General features: G+C 60.7%; 15 protein-coding genes. 9 read left to right on the top strand and 6 right to left on the bottom strand.

Annotation, left to right across the window (positions count from 1 at the left end):
- Positions 1-11: 11 nt before the first annotated feature.
- Positions 12-1214, bottom strand: coding sequence for a bifunctional 2-methylcitrate synthase/citrate synthase (gene prpC, locus ERD78_RS15600; protein ID WP_245152497.1), 1203 nt, complete (start codon positions 1212-1214; stop codon positions 12-14).
- A gap of 17 nt (positions 1215-1231) precedes the next feature.
- Positions 1232-2128 carry a methylisocitrate lyase gene (prpB, locus tag ERD78_RS15595; protein WP_129970260.1) on the bottom strand — a complete coding sequence of 299 codons (897 nt, stop codon included), beginning with the start codon at positions 2126-2128 and terminating at the stop codon, positions 1232-1234.
- A gap of 418 nt (positions 2129-2546) precedes the next feature.
- Here prpB and prpR point away from each other — a divergent pair, with 418 nt between their 5' ends.
- Together prpR and ERD78_RS15585 are read left to right on the top strand one after the other, a co-directional pair.
- On the top strand, positions 2547-4679 hold the full coding sequence (gene prpR / locus ERD78_RS15590) for a propionate catabolism operon regulatory protein PrpR (RefSeq protein WP_129970259.1): 2133 nt from the start codon (positions 2547-2549) through the stop codon (positions 4677-4679).
- A 246-nt stretch (positions 4680-4925) separates the two neighbouring features.
- Positions 4926-6308 carry an FAD-binding oxidoreductase gene (locus ERD78_RS15585; protein ID WP_129970258.1) on the top strand — a complete coding sequence of 461 codons (1383 nt, stop codon included), beginning with the start codon at positions 4926-4928 and terminating at the stop codon, positions 6306-6308.
- Between the two features lie 105 nt (positions 6309-6413).
- On the opposite strand, the gene ERD78_RS15580 is transcribed toward ERD78_RS15585, so the two are convergent.
- Positions 6414-7403 carry a malate dehydrogenase gene (locus ERD78_RS15580; protein WP_129970257.1) on the bottom strand — a complete coding sequence of 330 codons (990 nt, stop codon included), beginning with the start codon at positions 7401-7403 and terminating at the stop codon, positions 6414-6416.
- 189 nt (positions 7404-7592) lie between these two features.
- Here ERD78_RS15580 and ERD78_RS15575 point away from each other — a divergent pair, with 189 nt between their 5' ends.
- The 7 genes from ERD78_RS15575 (at position 7593) to ERD78_RS15545 (ending at position 13360) form a co-directional block, all read left to right on the top strand.
- Positions 7593-8363, top strand: a complete 771-nt coding sequence (locus ERD78_RS15575) for a GntR family transcriptional regulator (RefSeq protein ID WP_129970256.1) — start codon at positions 7593-7595, stop codon at positions 8361-8363.
- Positions 8364-8460: 97 nt separating this feature from the next.
- On the top strand, positions 8461-8874 hold the full coding sequence (gene sdhC / locus ERD78_RS15570; RefSeq protein ID WP_129970255.1) for a succinate dehydrogenase, cytochrome b556 subunit: 414 nt from the start codon (positions 8461-8463) through the stop codon (positions 8872-8874).
- Positions 8874-9254 carry a succinate dehydrogenase, hydrophobic membrane anchor protein gene (gene sdhD, locus ERD78_RS15565; RefSeq protein WP_129970254.1) on the top strand — a complete coding sequence of 127 codons (381 nt, stop codon included), beginning with the start codon at positions 8874-8876 and terminating at the stop codon, positions 9252-9254. Before sdhC ends, sdhD begins: the two co-directional genes overlap by 1 nt.
- A gap of 3 nt (positions 9255-9257) precedes the next feature.
- Entirely contained in the window at positions 9258-11036 is a 1779-nt protein-coding gene (gene sdhA / locus ERD78_RS15560) for a succinate dehydrogenase flavoprotein subunit (protein WP_129970253.1), read from the top strand.
- A gap of 13 nt (positions 11037-11049) precedes the next feature.
- Positions 11050-11766, top strand: a complete 717-nt coding sequence (locus ERD78_RS15555) for a succinate dehydrogenase iron-sulfur subunit (RefSeq protein WP_129970252.1) — start codon at positions 11050-11052, stop codon at positions 11764-11766.
- A gap of 12 nt (positions 11767-11778) precedes the next feature.
- A complete protein-coding gene (locus ERD78_RS15550) occupies positions 11779-12039 on the top strand; it encodes an FAD assembly factor SdhE (protein ID WP_129970251.1) in 261 nt (86 codons plus the stop codon).
- A gap of 19 nt (positions 12040-12058) precedes the next feature.
- Positions 12059-13360 (top strand): citrate synthase, encoded by a 1302-nt coding sequence (locus ERD78_RS15545; RefSeq protein ID WP_129970250.1) that lies wholly within the window; start codon positions 12059-12061, stop codon positions 13358-13360.
- 123 nt (positions 13361-13483) lie between these two features.
- Here ERD78_RS15545 and ERD78_RS15540 read toward each other — a convergent pair whose 3' ends face one another.
- Genes ERD78_RS15540 through ERD78_RS15530 form a run of 3 tightly spaced genes read right to left on the bottom strand, consistent with a single transcriptional unit; the run spans position 13484 to position 15821 of the window.
- Positions 13484-14182 (bottom strand): 3-oxoacid CoA-transferase subunit B, encoded by a 699-nt coding sequence (locus ERD78_RS15540; RefSeq protein WP_129970249.1) that lies wholly within the window; start codon positions 14180-14182, stop codon positions 13484-13486.
- Entirely contained in the window at positions 14179-14853 is a 675-nt protein-coding gene (locus ERD78_RS15535; protein ID WP_129970248.1) for a 3-oxoacid CoA-transferase subunit A, read from the bottom strand. Before ERD78_RS15535 ends, ERD78_RS15540 begins: the two co-directional genes overlap by 4 nt.
- A complete protein-coding gene (locus tag ERD78_RS15530; RefSeq protein WP_129970247.1) occupies positions 14853-15821 on the bottom strand; it encodes a Bug family tripartite tricarboxylate transporter substrate binding protein in 969 nt (322 codons plus the stop codon). The genes ERD78_RS15535 and ERD78_RS15530 overlap by 1 nt, the downstream gene beginning before the upstream one ends.
- Positions 15822-15860 lie beyond the last annotated feature (39 nt).

Here is a 15860-nt window from a genome sequence, read left to right as displayed (position 1 = left end):
TCGGCGCCGGATCAGCGGCGTTTGGACAGCGGGACGAATTTCTTGTCTTCCGGGCCGACGTAGTTTGCCGTCGGACGGATGATCTTGTTATCGACACGCTGCTCAATGATATGTGCCGACCAGCCGGCGGTGCGGGCAATGACGAACAGGGGCGTGAACATCGCCGTGGGCACACCCATCATGTGATAGGACACGGCCGAGAACCAGTCGAGATTGGGGAACATTTTCTTGATGTCCCACATCACGCTTTCCAGGCGCTCCGCTATATCGAACATCTTCATGTTGCCCTGCGATTTCGACAGCTTGCGCGCGACGTCCTTGATGACCTTGTTGCGCGGGTCCGACACGGTATAGACCGGATGGCCAAAGCCGATAACCACTTCCTTGTTTTCAACGCGCTGACGGATGTCGGCCTCGGCGTCGTCGGGAGAGTCGTAGCGTTTCTGGATTTCGAATGCCACTTCGTTTGCGCCGCCGTGCTTGGGGCCGCGCAGGGCGCCGATGCCGCCGGTAATGGCGGAGTACATATCAGAGCCCGTGCCGGCAATGACACGGCATGCGAACGTGGAAGCATTGAATTCGTGCTCCGCATACAGAATCAGCGACGTGTGCATGGCCCGGACCCACTCGTCGCTCGGCTTTTCGCCATGGAGCAGATGGAGGAAGTGCCCGCCTATGCTGTCGTCGTCTGTCTGCACGTCGATGTAGCGGCCATTGTGACTATAGTGATACCAATACAGCAGCGCCGAGCCGAGGTTGGCCATAAGCCGGTCCGCGATGTCGCGCGCATCGGGCAGGTTGTGGTCGTCTTTTTCGGGCAGTACGCATCCCAGCACAGAGACCGCAGTGCGCATGACATCCATGGGGTGGCTGTTGGCGGGCAGCGATTCCAGCGCCACCTGAAGCTGGGCCGGCAGACCCCGCAGCTTGCGCAGCTTGGCCTTGTAGGCAGCCAGCTCGGTCTTGGTGGGGAGTTTGCCGTGAACCAGCAGGTGAGCAACTTCCTCGAACTCGCATGTGTCGGCGATGTCCAGGATGTCGTATCCGCGATAGTGCAGGTCATTGCCGCTGCGGCCCACTGTGCATAGGGCCGTGTTGCCGGCAACCACGCCCGAGAGCGCGACCGACTTCTTGGGCTTGGGACCGTTGGGCGCCGTTGCCGCGACCTCCTGCTTTTTCCTGGCGGTGGTCTTGGCGGCTGCTTTTGTTGCCATATCTCTACTCCTGAAAGTTACTTCGATTTGGCTTGTTGAAAAAGCGCATCGAGGCGGGATTCAAACTCGTGATAACCAATTCGATCGTACAGTTCTTCGCGGGTCTGCATCATATCCACCACGTTCTTCTGGTGGCCATCGCGGCGTATGGCTTCGTAGACGGTTTCCGCAGCCTTGTTCATGGCACGGAAGGCGGACAGCGGATACAGCACGATGTCCACGCCGACACCGGCCAGTTCCTGGACAGTGAACAGCGGCGTCTTGCCGAACTCGGTGATATTCGCAAGTACCGGTACGCTCAGTTCCTTCTTGAATCGCTCGTACGTAGTCAGATCATACGATGCTTCGGCAAAAATGCCGTCCGCGCCGGCCTCGACGAACGCGTGGGCGCGCTCCAGCGCCTTGTCTACGCCCTCGACGGCAATGGAGTCGGTGCGCGCAATGATGAAAAACGCCGGATCGGTGCGCGCATCCACTGCCGCCTTGATCCGGTCCACCATTTCGCCTTGACTCACAATTTCCTTTCCGGGACGATGGCCGCAGCGCTTGGCGCCAACCTGGTCCTCGATATGGCAGGCGCCTGCGCCGAACTTGATCAGGCTTTTGATGGTGCGTGCGATATTGAAGGCCGACGGCCCGAAACCGGTGTCGATGTCGACCATGAGCGGCAGATCGCAGACGTCGGTGATGCGGCGGATGTCGGTAAGGACGTCATCAAGCGTATTGATACCAAGGTCGGGCAGCCCCAGCGATCCCGCCGCGACGCCGCCTCCCGACAGATAAATGGCGCGATAGCCCGCACGCTTGGCCAGCAGGGCATGATTGGCGTTGATGGCGCCAATGACCTGCAAGGGATGTTCTTCTTGGAGAGCCTGGCGGAAACGGCCGCCAGCGGAGAGGGAGAGGTCGGGCACGATGAAGGTTCCTCGCTATGGGTTTGCGGATGGTTTGCCATGATTTCAAGCAAAATACGTGCCAGAAATTGGCACGGTGAGCGCAGGCAAGGCCAGATTCTCCATTGCAATGCATAGCCGGCATTTCCGCAAGCGTCGGGATTGTGAATACCGCTTGTGTTGCGGCTGCTGTTTCAGTTAATGTTCCATGTTGTTTCATCAATGTTTCAATCAAGTTTCAAAATAAAGGCTGAAATGTTTCATCTTGCTGATCGCCGGCCAATTGCTCGCTTGTCTCACTCGGTGGGCCGGTGGAGACGGATCCCATCCGTCGAGCCACAAGACAATCATGTTCGCGAGTGCGACGGCCGACCTGACTTCACCACCCCATGCAGGCGCGGGCATGCCGGGCCCCGCCGCAATCAGGAACGATAGCGCTATGTCTTCGGTTTTCACGGCTTCACAGGGAACGCGGCTGCGGCTCGTGGCGGCCGGCATGCATGAATTGCGCCTGCTGTTCGAGGAGGTGGCGCCCCAATACAGCCCAGTGGCGGAAATCACCATTATCGACAAGGGCTATAGCCAGGCAGTGAGCGATATTCAGGCCATGCGCCAGGACCAGGGCGTGGACATCGTTGTGTCCGCGGGCACCAACGGCAGCTTTCTCAGACAGCATCTGGACATCCCTGTGGTCATGGTCAAGGCGGGCGGCCTGGACATCATGCGCGGGTTGGCCAGGGCGTCGCGCGGCTCGCGCCGTATCGGGCTGGTGGCCTACGGCGCCGTGCCGCCCGAGTTGCGGCATTTCAATGACCTTTTCGGCCTTGGCGTGGCGCTGCGGGCATATAGCGCGGAAGAGGAGGCGGAGGGCTGTGTGCGCGAACTGCTGGCGCTTGGCGTCGAGTCCATCATCGGTCACGGGCTGGTGACCGATCTGGCACGCTCATACGGCATCGAGGGCATACTGCTGTATTCGCAGGGCGCCGTTCGCGAGGCCATAGAAGACGCTGTCGAGGTGGCGCGCATCTCCAGGCTGGAATCCGCACGACGCGAGAAACTCAATACCATACTGGGCCGGCTCAAGGACGGTGTCGTGGCGGTGGATCTGGACGAGCGCATCGAAATCATCAATCCCGCCATGGCTGCCGTGCTGGGCCGTCCGGCTGACCAGCTTGTCGGGCAGCGGCTGGGCATGGTGAACAGCGTGCTCAGCCTGCAGGACACCTTGCGCACGGGCCAGACGGAGGCCGAACTCGTGCGCCAGGTCGGGGGCAAGACGGTGGTGCTCACGCGCATGCCTGTGCTCGAGCAGGGACGCCACACCGGGGCCGTGCTGGTCTGCCAGGATCCGGTCGCCATACAACGTATGGACCGCAGTCTGCGTTCGCGCGGCAAACCGCGCTCCAATGCGGCGCGCTACGGTCTGGAGCAGCTGGTCGGGCGCAGTCCCGCCATCGGCCGAGTGCGCCAGCGCGCACTAACCTGCGCGCGCAGCGATGCCACGGTGCTCATCATTGGCGAGAGCGGCACAGGCAAGGAGCTGCTTGCGCAGGGCATACATAATGCCAGCAACCGCCGCGCCCAGCCGTTCGTGGCCGTCAACTGCGCGGCCTTCCCTGACAGTCTGCTTGAAAGCGAGCTCTTCGGCTATGTCGACGGAGCCTTCACCGGTTCCTCGCGTGGCGGCAAGGTGGGACTGTTCGAGGCAGCACATACCGGCACGCTGTTTCTGGACGAAATCGGTGAAATGCCCCTACCGCTGCAGACACGCCTGCTGCGCGTGTTGCAGGAGCGCGAAGTGCTGCGTATTGGTGCGACCCAGCCCACGCCGGTTGACGTGCGCATCATCGCCGCCACGCACCAGGACCTGGCCGAGCGCGCGCGGTCCGGACACTTTCGCAGCGACCTGTACTACAGGCTGAATATCCTTCTGCTGACGCTACCGCCATTGCGCGAGCGCCTGAGCGACCTGCCTCTGCTGGTGAGCCACCTTCACGAAAAAATCGCCCGGCGTCTTGGTGTGAGCAACAGCGTGGAGTCGACGCTGGGCGAGGCTGGTCACGCCGCCGGGGGAGGCCGGGAAGTCGTCCAGGCCATCGTCGAGGCGGCGCGCGGTTATGCCTGGCCCGGCAATATCCGCGAGCTTGAAAACCTGATTGAGCGCGTGATGGTATTTTGCGAGTCCGCGCCCGCTGGCGGCGATGCCGCGATTGAGTTGCGCAGTATTGCGCCCGAGCTCTTTATGGCCGCCGGCGGGGCGCAACGGCCGGTGCCGGGCAATAGGCAGGCAGCGCTCGCTGTGGCGGGGGTTCTCACCAAGGGGGCGGCGACTGCGTTGAATGAGAAGGGCGCGCCCGAAGAGCCGTCTGGCGAAAAAGTCTTTTATGCTGACCGTCTGCTGAAAGATACAGCCGCGCTTACGCCACAAGCCGTGCTGGAAGCATTGAAGGCATGCGACGGCAACCGTGCAGCGGCGGCCGCCGCGCTTGGCATTAGCAGAACCACGCTCTGGCGCAGGCTCAAGCGCATGGAGGCGGGTGCGCGGAATTACCGATTGCCCAATACCTTTTGAAGGATAAAAATAACCACAAGTGGCGCCGTAGCCTCCCTCAATTCAATTCTCCGCAGGCCGGCCACCCTTTTTCTCCGCCACCTTCCGATTTCCAGTGTTTCGGACGAGAACGCGGGCAGATCGCTTCTTCTTTGCGCTACGTTTGAAAAAATACACCGGGCCACAACTATTGAAGCGGTTCAGCGCAAAGGCGCTGCCTGCTGACGCGGCGCCGGCTGCCTGAAACTCGCGCAGGGGCAAGCCACCATGAAGAACACCAGCGAGGAAAATGGCCGGGACAGCCTGGCGGGAATGCAGGGCCGAGTGATACGGCCGGAAGACAACGATTACGATGAGGTCCGTCGCGTCTGGAACGGGATGATAGACAGGCGTCCCGCGCTGATCCTGCAATGCATCAATGCCGACGATGTGTCCATCGCCGTGCAATATGCGCGACGGAGCGCGCTGGAAATTTCCATCCGGGGCGCGGGGCATAATATCGCCGGAAACGCACTTTGCGATGGCGGTGTGATGATAGACCTGTCTCCAATGAAGAATGTGCAGACCGATCCGCCACGCCGGCGGGCCTATGTGGAACCTGGCGCCACGCTGGCTGATCTGGATGGGGCTACGCAGCGCGATGGTCTCGCAACGCCGCTTGGCATCAATTCCACGACGGGCGTTTCGGGCCTGACTTTGGGGGGCGGCATTGGCTGGCTGACCCGCAGGCTGGGGATGACAGTCGACAATCTGCTCTCGGCGGACGCTGTCATGGCGGATGGCCGGAAGCTGCACGCGAGCCAGGATGAAAACCCGGAGCTATTCTGGGCGTTGCGAGGCGGCGGGGGAAACTTTGGTGTGGTGACGCGCTTTGAGTTCAATCTGCACCGGGTGGGCCCGGAGATACTGGCCGGGCTCATCGTGTTTCCCATCGAGCAGGCAAAGCGGGTGCTGCAACAATATCGTGAGTTTGTTGCCGGCGCCCCGGAAGATCTGTGTGTATGGGCCTTGCTGCGCCAAGCTCCCCCGCTTCCATTTCTGCCCGAAGCCATCCACGGCAAGCCCATTCTGGCGCTGGCGCTGGCCTACACGGGCGACACAGCCAAGGGCGAAGGCGTTATCGAACCCATTTTCGGCTTTGGCGATCCCGTGGGCCGGCATGTCGGCGTACAGCCGTATGCACAGTGGCAGCAGGCGTTCGATCCGCTGCTGGCATCGGGTGCAAGAAACTACTGGAAAACGCACAATTTTACGAAGCTGAACGACGAGGCGCTGGACATCATGACCGATGCGGCCGCCGCGCTGCCGTCGCCGCAATGCGAGCTTTTCATTGGGCATATTGCGGGCGCGGCCAACCGTGTTCCCGCCAATGCGACGGCGTACGTTCAGCGCGACGCCGAGTTTGTGATGAATGTCCACGCCCGATGGGAAGATGCCGGGCAGGACGAGGCGTGCATCGGCTGGGCGCGCGACTTGTTCAAGAAAGTCGGACCCCATGCCTCGGGCGGTGCCTATGTCAACTTCATGACTGCCGAAGAGGGCGATCGCGTCAAGGATGCCTACGGCAGCAATTATGCGCGGCTTGTTCGCGCAAAGCAGCTATATGATCCGGAAAATTTGTTCCATGTGAATCAGAACATCCGGCCATAGAAAGGGCGGGGCCGTCATGAAAACACCCCAAAGGCGGGGTGATCGATGCCCAGCCTTTGGGGTGCGGATACAGCGCGCCTTGCGCGGCTGTGCGGCGCGGCCGCTCTATTTCAGCAGCTCGGCCACACCGTCACGCTCTTCGGTAATTTCCTTGAGCGTGAAATCCATGCGTTCGCGCGAGAAAGCATCGATTTCCAGGCCTTCGACACGCGTGTATTCGCCGTTGTCGGTAATCACAGGCACGCCGTAAATAAGGCCTTCGGGAATGCCATATGAGCCGTCGGACGGCACGCCCATGGTGACCCACTTGCCGTTCGAGCCCAGCACCCAGTCATGCACATGGTCGATCGCCGCATTGGCGGCCGACGCGGCGGAGGACAGGCCGCGCGCTTCGATGATGGCCGCGCCGCGCTTGCCAACGGTGGGGATGAACGTGTTGCGGTTCCAGTCGTCGTCGTTGATGAGCTGGGCCAGGCTCTGGCCGCCCACGGTCGCGAAGCGGATGTCGGGATACATGGTGGGCGAGTGGTTGCCCCACACGATGAGCTTTTCGATGTCGGCAACGGGCTTGCCAGACTTGGCGGCCAGTTGAGACAGCGCGCGGTTGTGGTCCAGGCGCAGCATGGCAGTGAAGTTCTTGGCGGGCAGATCGGGCGCCGACTTCATGGCGATGTAGGCATTGGTGTTGGCGGGATTGCCGACAACCAGCACCTTGACGTTGCGGCTGGCGACATCATTCAGGGCCTTGCCTTGCTCCTTGAATATCTGGGCGTTGACATGCAGCAGGTCTTTGCGTTCCATGCCGGGGCCGCGGGGGCGCGCGCCCACCAGCAGGGCGATGTCGGCATCCTTGAAGGCCTCGCGCGGATCGCTGTGCGCGCTCATGCCCGCCAGCAGCGGGAATGCGCAGTCGTCCAGTTCCATCATGACGCCCTTGAGCGCGGCCTGAGCCTTGTCATTGGGAATTTCGAGCAGTTGCAGAATGACCGGCTGGTCTTTGCCGAGCATCTCGCCCGAGGCAATACGAAACAGCAGGGCGTAGCCGATCTGGCCGGCAGCACCGGTGACGGCGACGCGCATGGCGGGTTTGGACATTAAAATCTCCCGGTAGGGTATGAGAAACTGGGTGGCTTGCCAGTGTAACGTCTGGCACGGACAACCGAAAAGCGTAGCGAATATTCCTTTCGGCGTCAAATATCTTATATCTTATATAAGACAGAAGAGTGTTAGACATAAAACGCGCGGCATGCGAAAATAGCGAAGTTTGCTCATTTTGTTACTTCCATGTCCGAATCCACCCATCCAGATCGCGGCCACGTCCCCGATCGCTCTGCCGGCAGTGCGGCCTTCAGTCCGCTGTACCAGCAGATCAAGGGCTTGCTGCTGCAAAGCCTGGATAGGGGCGAATGGAAACCCGGCGAGGCCATCCCCAGCGAGCTCGATCTCGCCGCGCGTTTTCAGGTCAGCCAGGGCACGGTGCGCAAGGCTATCGACGAACTGGCTGCGGATAACCTGTTGGTGCGCCGCCAGGGCAAGGGCACGTTTGTGGCCACCCATCACGAGGCCAACGTGCGTTTCCGCTTCCTGCGTCTCACGCCCGATGATGCGCGCCAGCGCGGCTCGGCCAGCCAGGTGCTCGATTGCAGGCGTGTGAAGGCGCCTGCCGACATCGCCGCGCTGCTTGACCTGCGCAACGGGGAGGCCGTCGTCAGTCTGCGGCGTCTGCTATCCTTCGAGGATACGCCCACCATTCTGGACGATATCTGGCTGCCCGGTGCCGTCTTCAAGGGGCTCACGGCGGAGTCCATGCAGCGTTTGCGCAGTCCGCTGTACGCGCTGTTCGAATCCGAATTTGGCGTCAGCATGGTCCGGGCAGATGAAAAAATCAAGGCTGTCGCCGCCAGCGACGAACAGGCACAACTGCTGCGGATCGAGCCGGGCGCGCCCCTGCTGCGCGTCGAGCGCGTTTCGTACACCTATGGCGACCGCCCCATGGAAGTGAGGCGCGGCCTCTACCTGACAGAGCAGTTCCATTATCGAAACAGTCTGAACTAGGCGCCAATGGGTGCTTCATTTGAAACAGCCATGCCAAATAGGCGAAAATGCCAGTTGCGCTTTGCAATGAATTAATTTGTTAAACCTCGAGGCCATCATGTCCGATACCGCTTCAAAGCCGCGTCCGCAGTACCGCAATATCAGCGTGCCGCAGATCCTGAGCTACCGTTTGCCGCTGGCCGGCAAATCGTCAATTCTGCACCGCATCAGCGGCGCATTGCTGTTCCTCTGTATTCCCTTGGTGATTCTGCCGCTGTTCTCCCTTAGCGTCACCTCGCCGGACAGTTTTGCCGAAATGCGCGAATGGGTGGCCAACCCGCTGTTCAAGCTGTTGTTGCTGGTGCTCATCTGGGGTTTCCTGCACCATTTTTGCGCCGGCATCCGTTATCTTGTGCTTGATCTTCATATCGGCAATGACAAGGTCACCGCGCAGAAGAGCGCAGGCGTCGTGTTTGGTGTGAGCCTGGCGCTCACGCTGGTCTTCGGTCTTAAACTGTTCGGGGTGTGGTAATGGCACAAGAACTTCTCGGTACCAAGCGCCTGGTGGTTGGCGCGCATTACGGCGCATTCGACTTCCTCGTGCAACGGGTCACGGCCATCATCATGGCCGTCTACACGATCGTGCTGTTTTTCGGAATCATTTTCACCCCTGAAATGGATTTCGAAAGCTGGCGCGGCCTGTTCACCTTCCATTGCCTCGGCTTGCCGGTCGGCCAACTGCTGGCCACGCTGTTCTTCCTGTCGCTGGCGTGGCACGCCTGGATTGGCGTGCGCGATATCTGGATGGACTACATCCGCTCAGCCGGCCTGCGCCTGCTCCTGCAGGTGCTGACGGTGCTGTGGCTGGTGGCCGCCGTCGTCTTTTTTGCAAAAATTCTCTGGAGTCTATAAGCCGTGGCTGCTGTCAATACTTCCTTACCACGCCGCCAGTTTGATGTAGTGGTGGTGGGTGCCGGCGGATCCGGCATGCGTTGCTCCCTTCAACTTGCCCAGGCTGGCCTTTCCGTGGCCGTGCTGTCCAAGGTCTTTCCCACACGGTCGCATACGGTGGCTGCGCAAGGTGGCGTCAGCGCCTCGCTTGGCAACATGAGCGAAGACCACTGGCTCTGGCACATGTATGACACCGTCAAGGGCTCCGACTGGCTCGGCGACCAGGATGCCATCGAGTTCATGTGCCGCGAAGCGCCCAATGCCGTGTACGAGCTCGAGCATTTCGGCATGCCTTTCGACCGCAACGCCGACGGCACCATTTACCAGCGTCCGTTCGGCGGCCATACAGCCAACTATGGCGAAAAGCCCGTCCAGCGTGCCTGTGCCGCCGCCGACCGCACGGGCCATGCCATGCTGCACACGCTGTATCAGCGCAATGTCGCCGCACGTACCCAGTTTTTTGTCGAATGGATGGCGCTCGACCTGCTTCGCAACGAGGCGGGCGATGTGCTAGGCGTTACCGCCCTGGAAATGGAAACTGGCGACATCTACGTGCTGGAGGCCAAGCAGACTGTGCTGGCCACGGGTGGTGCCGGCCGCATCTGGGCCGCTTCGACCAACGCCTTCATCAATACCGGTGACGGCCTGGGCATGGCGGCGCGGTCGGGTATCCCGCTCGAAGACATGGAGTTCTGGCAATTCCATCCCACCGGTGTGGCGGGTGCGGGCGTGCTCATCACCGAAGGTGTGCGTGGCGAAGGCGGTATTCTGCTCAACAAGGACGGTGAACGCTTCATGGAGCGCTATGCGCCCACGCTGAAGGATCTGGCGCCGCGCGATTTCGTTTCCCGGTCCATGGATCAGGAAATCAAGGAAGGCAGGGGCTGTGGTCCCGACGCCGATCACATCCTGCTCAAGCTGGACCACATCGGCGCCGAAACCATCATGAAGCGACTTCCGTCCATCCGCGAGATCGCCATCAAGTTTGCCAATGTCGATCCCATCAAGGATCCCATTCCTGTCATTCCCACCATTCATTACCAGATGGGCGGGCTGCCCACCAACATTCATGGTCAGGTCATGAGCTGGGTCAATGGCGAAAGCACGCCTGTGCAGGGCCTTTATGCCGTCGGGGAGTGCGCGGCTACCTCCGTGCACGGCGCGAACCGCCTGGGCACCAATTCGCTGCTCGACCTCATTGTTTTCGGCCGTTCGGCGGGCAACCATATCGTGGCCTCGCATCCCGAGCGCCAGCATTCGCACCAGCCCATTCCGCAATCCAGCATAGACAAGTCGATAGCGCGCGTTGACGAACTCGAAACCCGCAGCTCGGGTGAAAACGTCTATGAAGTGCACAATGCCATGCGCAACAGCATGCAGGGGCATTGCGGTGTATTCCGCACCCTCGATCTGCTGAACGAGGGCGTCACCCAGATCGAGCAGATCGCCGACCGTTGCGACAACGTCTATTTCAAGGACAAGTCCAAGGTCTGGAATACGGCACGCATCGAAGCCCTGGAACTGGCAAACATGAAAGAGGTAGCCCTGGCCACGACCAAATCCGCGGCCAACCGCTTCGAGAGCCGCGGCGCCCATGCGCTTGCCGACTACCCGGAACGCGACGACGAAAATTGGCTGCGCCACACGCTGTGGTTCTCCGAAGACCGCCGCCTGGAATACAAGCCCGTGCAGATGAAGCCGCTCACCGTAGACAGCTTCCCGCCCAAGGCCCGGACCTTCTAAGCAGGATATAGAAATGAGCGAAAAACGTATCGTCAAATTCGAAATCTACCGCTACGATCCCGACAAGGACGAGCGCCCTTACATGCAGAAACTCGAGGTCGAGCTGCTGCCCACCGACAAGATGCTGCTCGACGCGCTTGTTCGCATCAAGCACAATGTCGATGATAGCCTTGCGCTGCGCCGGTCGTGCCGCGAGGGGGTCTGCGGCTCCGATGCCATGAATATCAATGGCAAGAATGGTCTGGCCTGCATTACCAATCTGCGCGAGCTCAAGGAACCCATCGTCCTGAAGCCGCTGCCCGGCCTGCCTGTGGTGCGTGATCTCATCGTCGACATGACGCACTTCTTCAACCAGTATCATTCCATCAAGCCCTACCTCATCAACGACCAGCCGCCGCCCGAAAGAGAGCGGCTGCAAAGTCCGGAGGCGCGCGAAGAGCTCAATGGGCTGTACGAATGTATTCTGTGCGCCTGCTGCTCCACCGCATGCCCATCGTTCTGGTGGAATCCCGATAAATTCGTCGGCCCCGCCGGCCTGCTGCAGGCCTACCGCTTCATTGTCGACAGCCGTGACGAGGCGACCGGCGCGCGTCTGGACAATCTGGAAGATCCATACCGTCTGTTCCGCTGCCATACCATCATGAACTGCGCAGATGTCTGTCCCAAGGGACTCAACCCCTCGGCGGCAATAGGCAAGATCAAGGAACTTCTGGTCCGTCGCACCATCTAGGCTATACGGTTGATGAAAAAGCTGTCCGAATCCGAACGCGCGCGGTTGCGCTGGCGGGCCCGAAGAGGCTTGCTGGAAAACGATCTGATCATTACCCGATTTCTCGATCGGTACGAATCGGACCTGACTGACGAAGATGTTTCCGCCTTGTCCCTGCTGTTCGACATGGGCGACAACGAATTGCTCGACGTCTTGCTGGAGCGTGCCCAGCTTGAGGGGAAGTATGACATTCCTCCTTTGCGGCGCATGGTCAGGCAGATGCAAGAGTTGTAATTTATAAGGAAGATTGATAATGCAATTGTCAGACAAGAAAGCCACCCTGTCCTTCTCGGACGGCAGCGCGCCCATAGAGTTTCCTGTCTATCAGGGCACCATTGGGCCGGACGTCATTGACATCCGCAAGCTGTATGGGCAAAGCGGCATGTTCACCTACGATCCGGGCTTCCTGGCCACGGCTTCGTGCGAGTCGGGCATCACCTACATCGACGGCGACAAGGGTCAACTGCTGTACCGCGGCTACCCCATCGACCAGCTTGCGCAGAAATGCGACTTTCTCGACATCTGCCATCTCATCCTGAACGGCGACCTGCCCAACAAGGAACAGAAGGCCGAGTTCGATTCTCTCGTCACGCACCATTCGCTGGTGCATGAGCAACTGCATTTCTTCCTGCGCGGCTTCCGCCGCGACGCCCATCCCATGGCCGTGCTGACCGGCCTGGTGGGCGCGTTGTCGGCGTTCTATCACGATTCCACCGACATCACCAATCCGCATCACCGCCAAGTGTCGGCCATCCGGCTCATAGCCAAGATGCCTACGCTGGTGGCCATGGCCTACAAGTATTCGCAAGGCCAGCCTTTCATCTATCCACAAAACGATCTGTCCTATACCGGCAATTTCCTGCGCATGATGTTTGCCACGCCTTGCGAGGAGTACAAGGTCAACGAAGTGGTGGAGCGCGCGCTCGACCGCATCTTCATTCTGCATGCCGATCACGAGCAGAACGCTTCCACATCCACCGTCCGCCTGTGCGGTTCGTCGGGCACCAATCCGTTCGCAGCGATTGCGGCGGGCGTGGCCTGCCTATGGGGTCCCGCCCACGGTGGCGCCAACGAAGCCTGCCTGCAGATGCTCGAAGACCTGCAGGCCAACGGTGGCGTGGCCAAGGTCGGCGAGTTCATGGAAAAGGTCAAGGACAAGAATTCAGGCGTGCGCCTGATGGGCTTCGGCCATCGTGTCTACAAAAACTACGATCCGCGTGCCAAGCTCATGCAAGAAACCTGCAAGGAAGTGCTGGCATCGCTGGGTCTGGAAAACGATCCTTTGTTCAAACTGGCCATGGAGCTCGAGCGCATTGCCCTGGAAGACGATTACTTCGTGCAGCGCAAGCTGTATCCGAACGTCGACTTCTATTCCGGCATTGTGCAGCGTGCCATTGGCATTCCCACCTCGCTGTTCACGGCCATCTTCGCATTGGCGCGCACTGTTGGCTGGATTGCCCAATGGAACGAAATGCTGTCCGACCCCGACTACAAGATCGGCCGTCCGCGTCAGCTGTACGTCGGGCCGCAGGTCCGCGACGTGCCGAGCCGCTGACAAGGCTGCGCGGGTGCGAGGCGCCCGCTAACAAGAAAGCCGGCATGCCTTGTTGCAAGGCATGCCGGCTTTCTTGTTTTTGCGGCTTGCCGCCGCGCCTGCCGTGCACTTTCGGCTGACCTGTCAGGCCAGCCCAGGTCGTCCCTCGACATCCAGCACTATGGTCCGCATGTCAGCTGCCGGCGCGATGGGGGCACCCGTCCTCTCGGCCAAGGTGTCGAAACGCATCCCTTGCACCATCGCGCGTGTCACGAAGCGCCCGCCGACAATATCCACGATGGCCAGGTCCGTATACACCGTGGTGACCACGCCAACCCCCGTCAGCGGATAACTGCACGAGGAGACGAGTTTAGGTTCGCCATCCCTGGTATTGTGCGTCAGCATGACCAGCACCCGCCGCGCGCCCACCGCCAGGTCCATGGCGCCGCCTATCGCCGGTATGGCATCCGGCGCGTCGGTGATCCAGTTGGCGAGGTCTCCATTGGGTGCAACCTGGAAGCCACCGAGAATCGAATAATCCAGGTGCCCGCCGCGCATCATGGCAAATGAGACAGTATGCTCGGTGATGGATGCGCCTGTCTGCAGCGTGACTGGTACGCGGCTCGCATTGATGAGATCAGGGTCGATTTCGTCGCCTTGCGCCGTGCGGCCCATGCCCAGAATACCATTCTCGCTGTGCAGCAAGAACTCCTTCTCCTTGGGCAGATAGTCGGAAACCAGGGTCGGCATGCCGATGCCCAGATTGACGCTGGCTCCCTCGGCGATGTCCTGCGCGACCAGTTGCGCGATCTGCTCGCGGTTCAATACCAGGGAGTCGGTCATGTCGTTGCTCCTCTTGCCAGCACCACGGCCTGCACAAAGATGGCCTGCGTCATCACATGTACGGGCTCAATGGCGCCAGCCTCGACAATAATGTCGACCTGCGCGATGGCATGCCTGGAAGCCATGCACATGACGGGATTGAAATTGCGCGCTGCCAGTCGGTAAGTGAGGTTTCCCAGGCGGTCTCCCTCGTGGGCGCGGATCAGCGCGAAGTCGGCTGACAGGGGCTGCTCCAGGACGTAGCCTCGTCCGTCTATGACGCGCTGTTCCTTGCCTTCGGCCAGAGGCGTGCCGTAGCCGGTGGGCGTGAAGAAAGGTCCCAGCCCCGCCCCGGCCGCGCGCATGCGCTCGGCCAGCGTACCTTGCGGAACGCATTCAAGCGCCACGCGCCCGGCGCGATAGGCAGCGGCAAACACTTCCGATTTCGGCGGCCGAGGGTGCGAGCAGATTACTTTTCTTACGCGGTCCGCCTTGATCAGCTTGGCGATGCCGATTTCGCCCGCACCAGCATTGTTGCTGATGACCGTCAGGTCGCGTGTTCCCCGTTCGAGCAGAGCATCGATGAGTTCGAAGGGAATGCCCGCATCGCCAAAGCCGCCTATCATCACACTGGCGCCATCCGGAATAGCGCTGACCGCCTCCGAGAGCGAAGACTGAATTTTGTTGATCATTATCGGCTCTTGGCCAGCCCGGCGGCTTCGACAGTTTTGCTCCACTTGGCTCGTTCAGCGGCAATGAATGCCTCGAACTCGGCGGGCGTGTTGCCGCCTGCCTTGCCACCCATGGTCTTGAAATGGCTCAGGACCTCGGGCGAGGCCAGCGCCACCTTGGCGGCTTGATAGATTTTCTGAACCACGTCGTCGGGCGTGCCCTTGGGCGCCATCAGGCCGAACCACGCCGTGACAACCATGTCCTTTACGCCGGCTTCAGCCATGGTGGGGACATCGGGCAACTGATCCGACCGCGTGTCGCCCGTGACGGCCAGCGCGCGCAGCCGGCCTTCCTTGACGAAAGGCAGTGAGCTGGGCAGATTGTCTATCATGAAGGTGAACTGATTGGCCAGCAAGGCCGATACAGCGGGCCCCGCGCCCTTGTAGGGCACGTGTGTGGCCTCGAGTCCCACGCGCTGGCGGAACATCTCGGCCGACAGGTGCGGCGATTGTCCTGTGCCGGAGCTGCCGAAAGTGGCCTTGTCGGGGTTCGACTTCACCAGGGCCACGAGTTCCTGTACATTTTTGACCGGCGTGTCGGCATTGACCACCAGCACATTCGGTACGGAAATGACCAGCGTGATGGCCTTGAAGTCGTCAGGCGTATACGGCAGCTCCTTATACATGCTGTAGTTGATTGCATTGGGGCCTATATTGCCCATGATCAATGTATAGCCGTCCGGCCTGGATTTGCCCAGCGCCTGGGATCCGATGATGCCCGCAGCACCCGCCTTGTTCTCGACGACAACGGTGGTGCCCAGTTCCTTGGCCATGGTCTCGCTGATCAGGCGGGCCGACATATCGGTCGTGCCGCCAGGGGCCGCAGGGACAATGATCTTGATGGGGTGCTCGGGCCAGGCCGCCTGGACGGCCATGGGCAGCGCAAGTGCCAGGGCCGCCAGCGCGGGCGCAAATCGGGTCAGCTTCATGTTGTATCTCCCTGTTGTCGACCGCATATGCGCCGGCGG

The organism is Allopusillimonas soli, from assembly GCF_004153445.1.
GTDB classification, from domain to species: Bacteria; Pseudomonadota; Gammaproteobacteria; order Burkholderiales; family Burkholderiaceae_B; genus Allopusillimonas; species Allopusillimonas soli.
The sequence above is the reverse complement of the archived record's forward strand: the minus strand, read 5'-3'. Positions and strand labels throughout refer to the sequence as shown.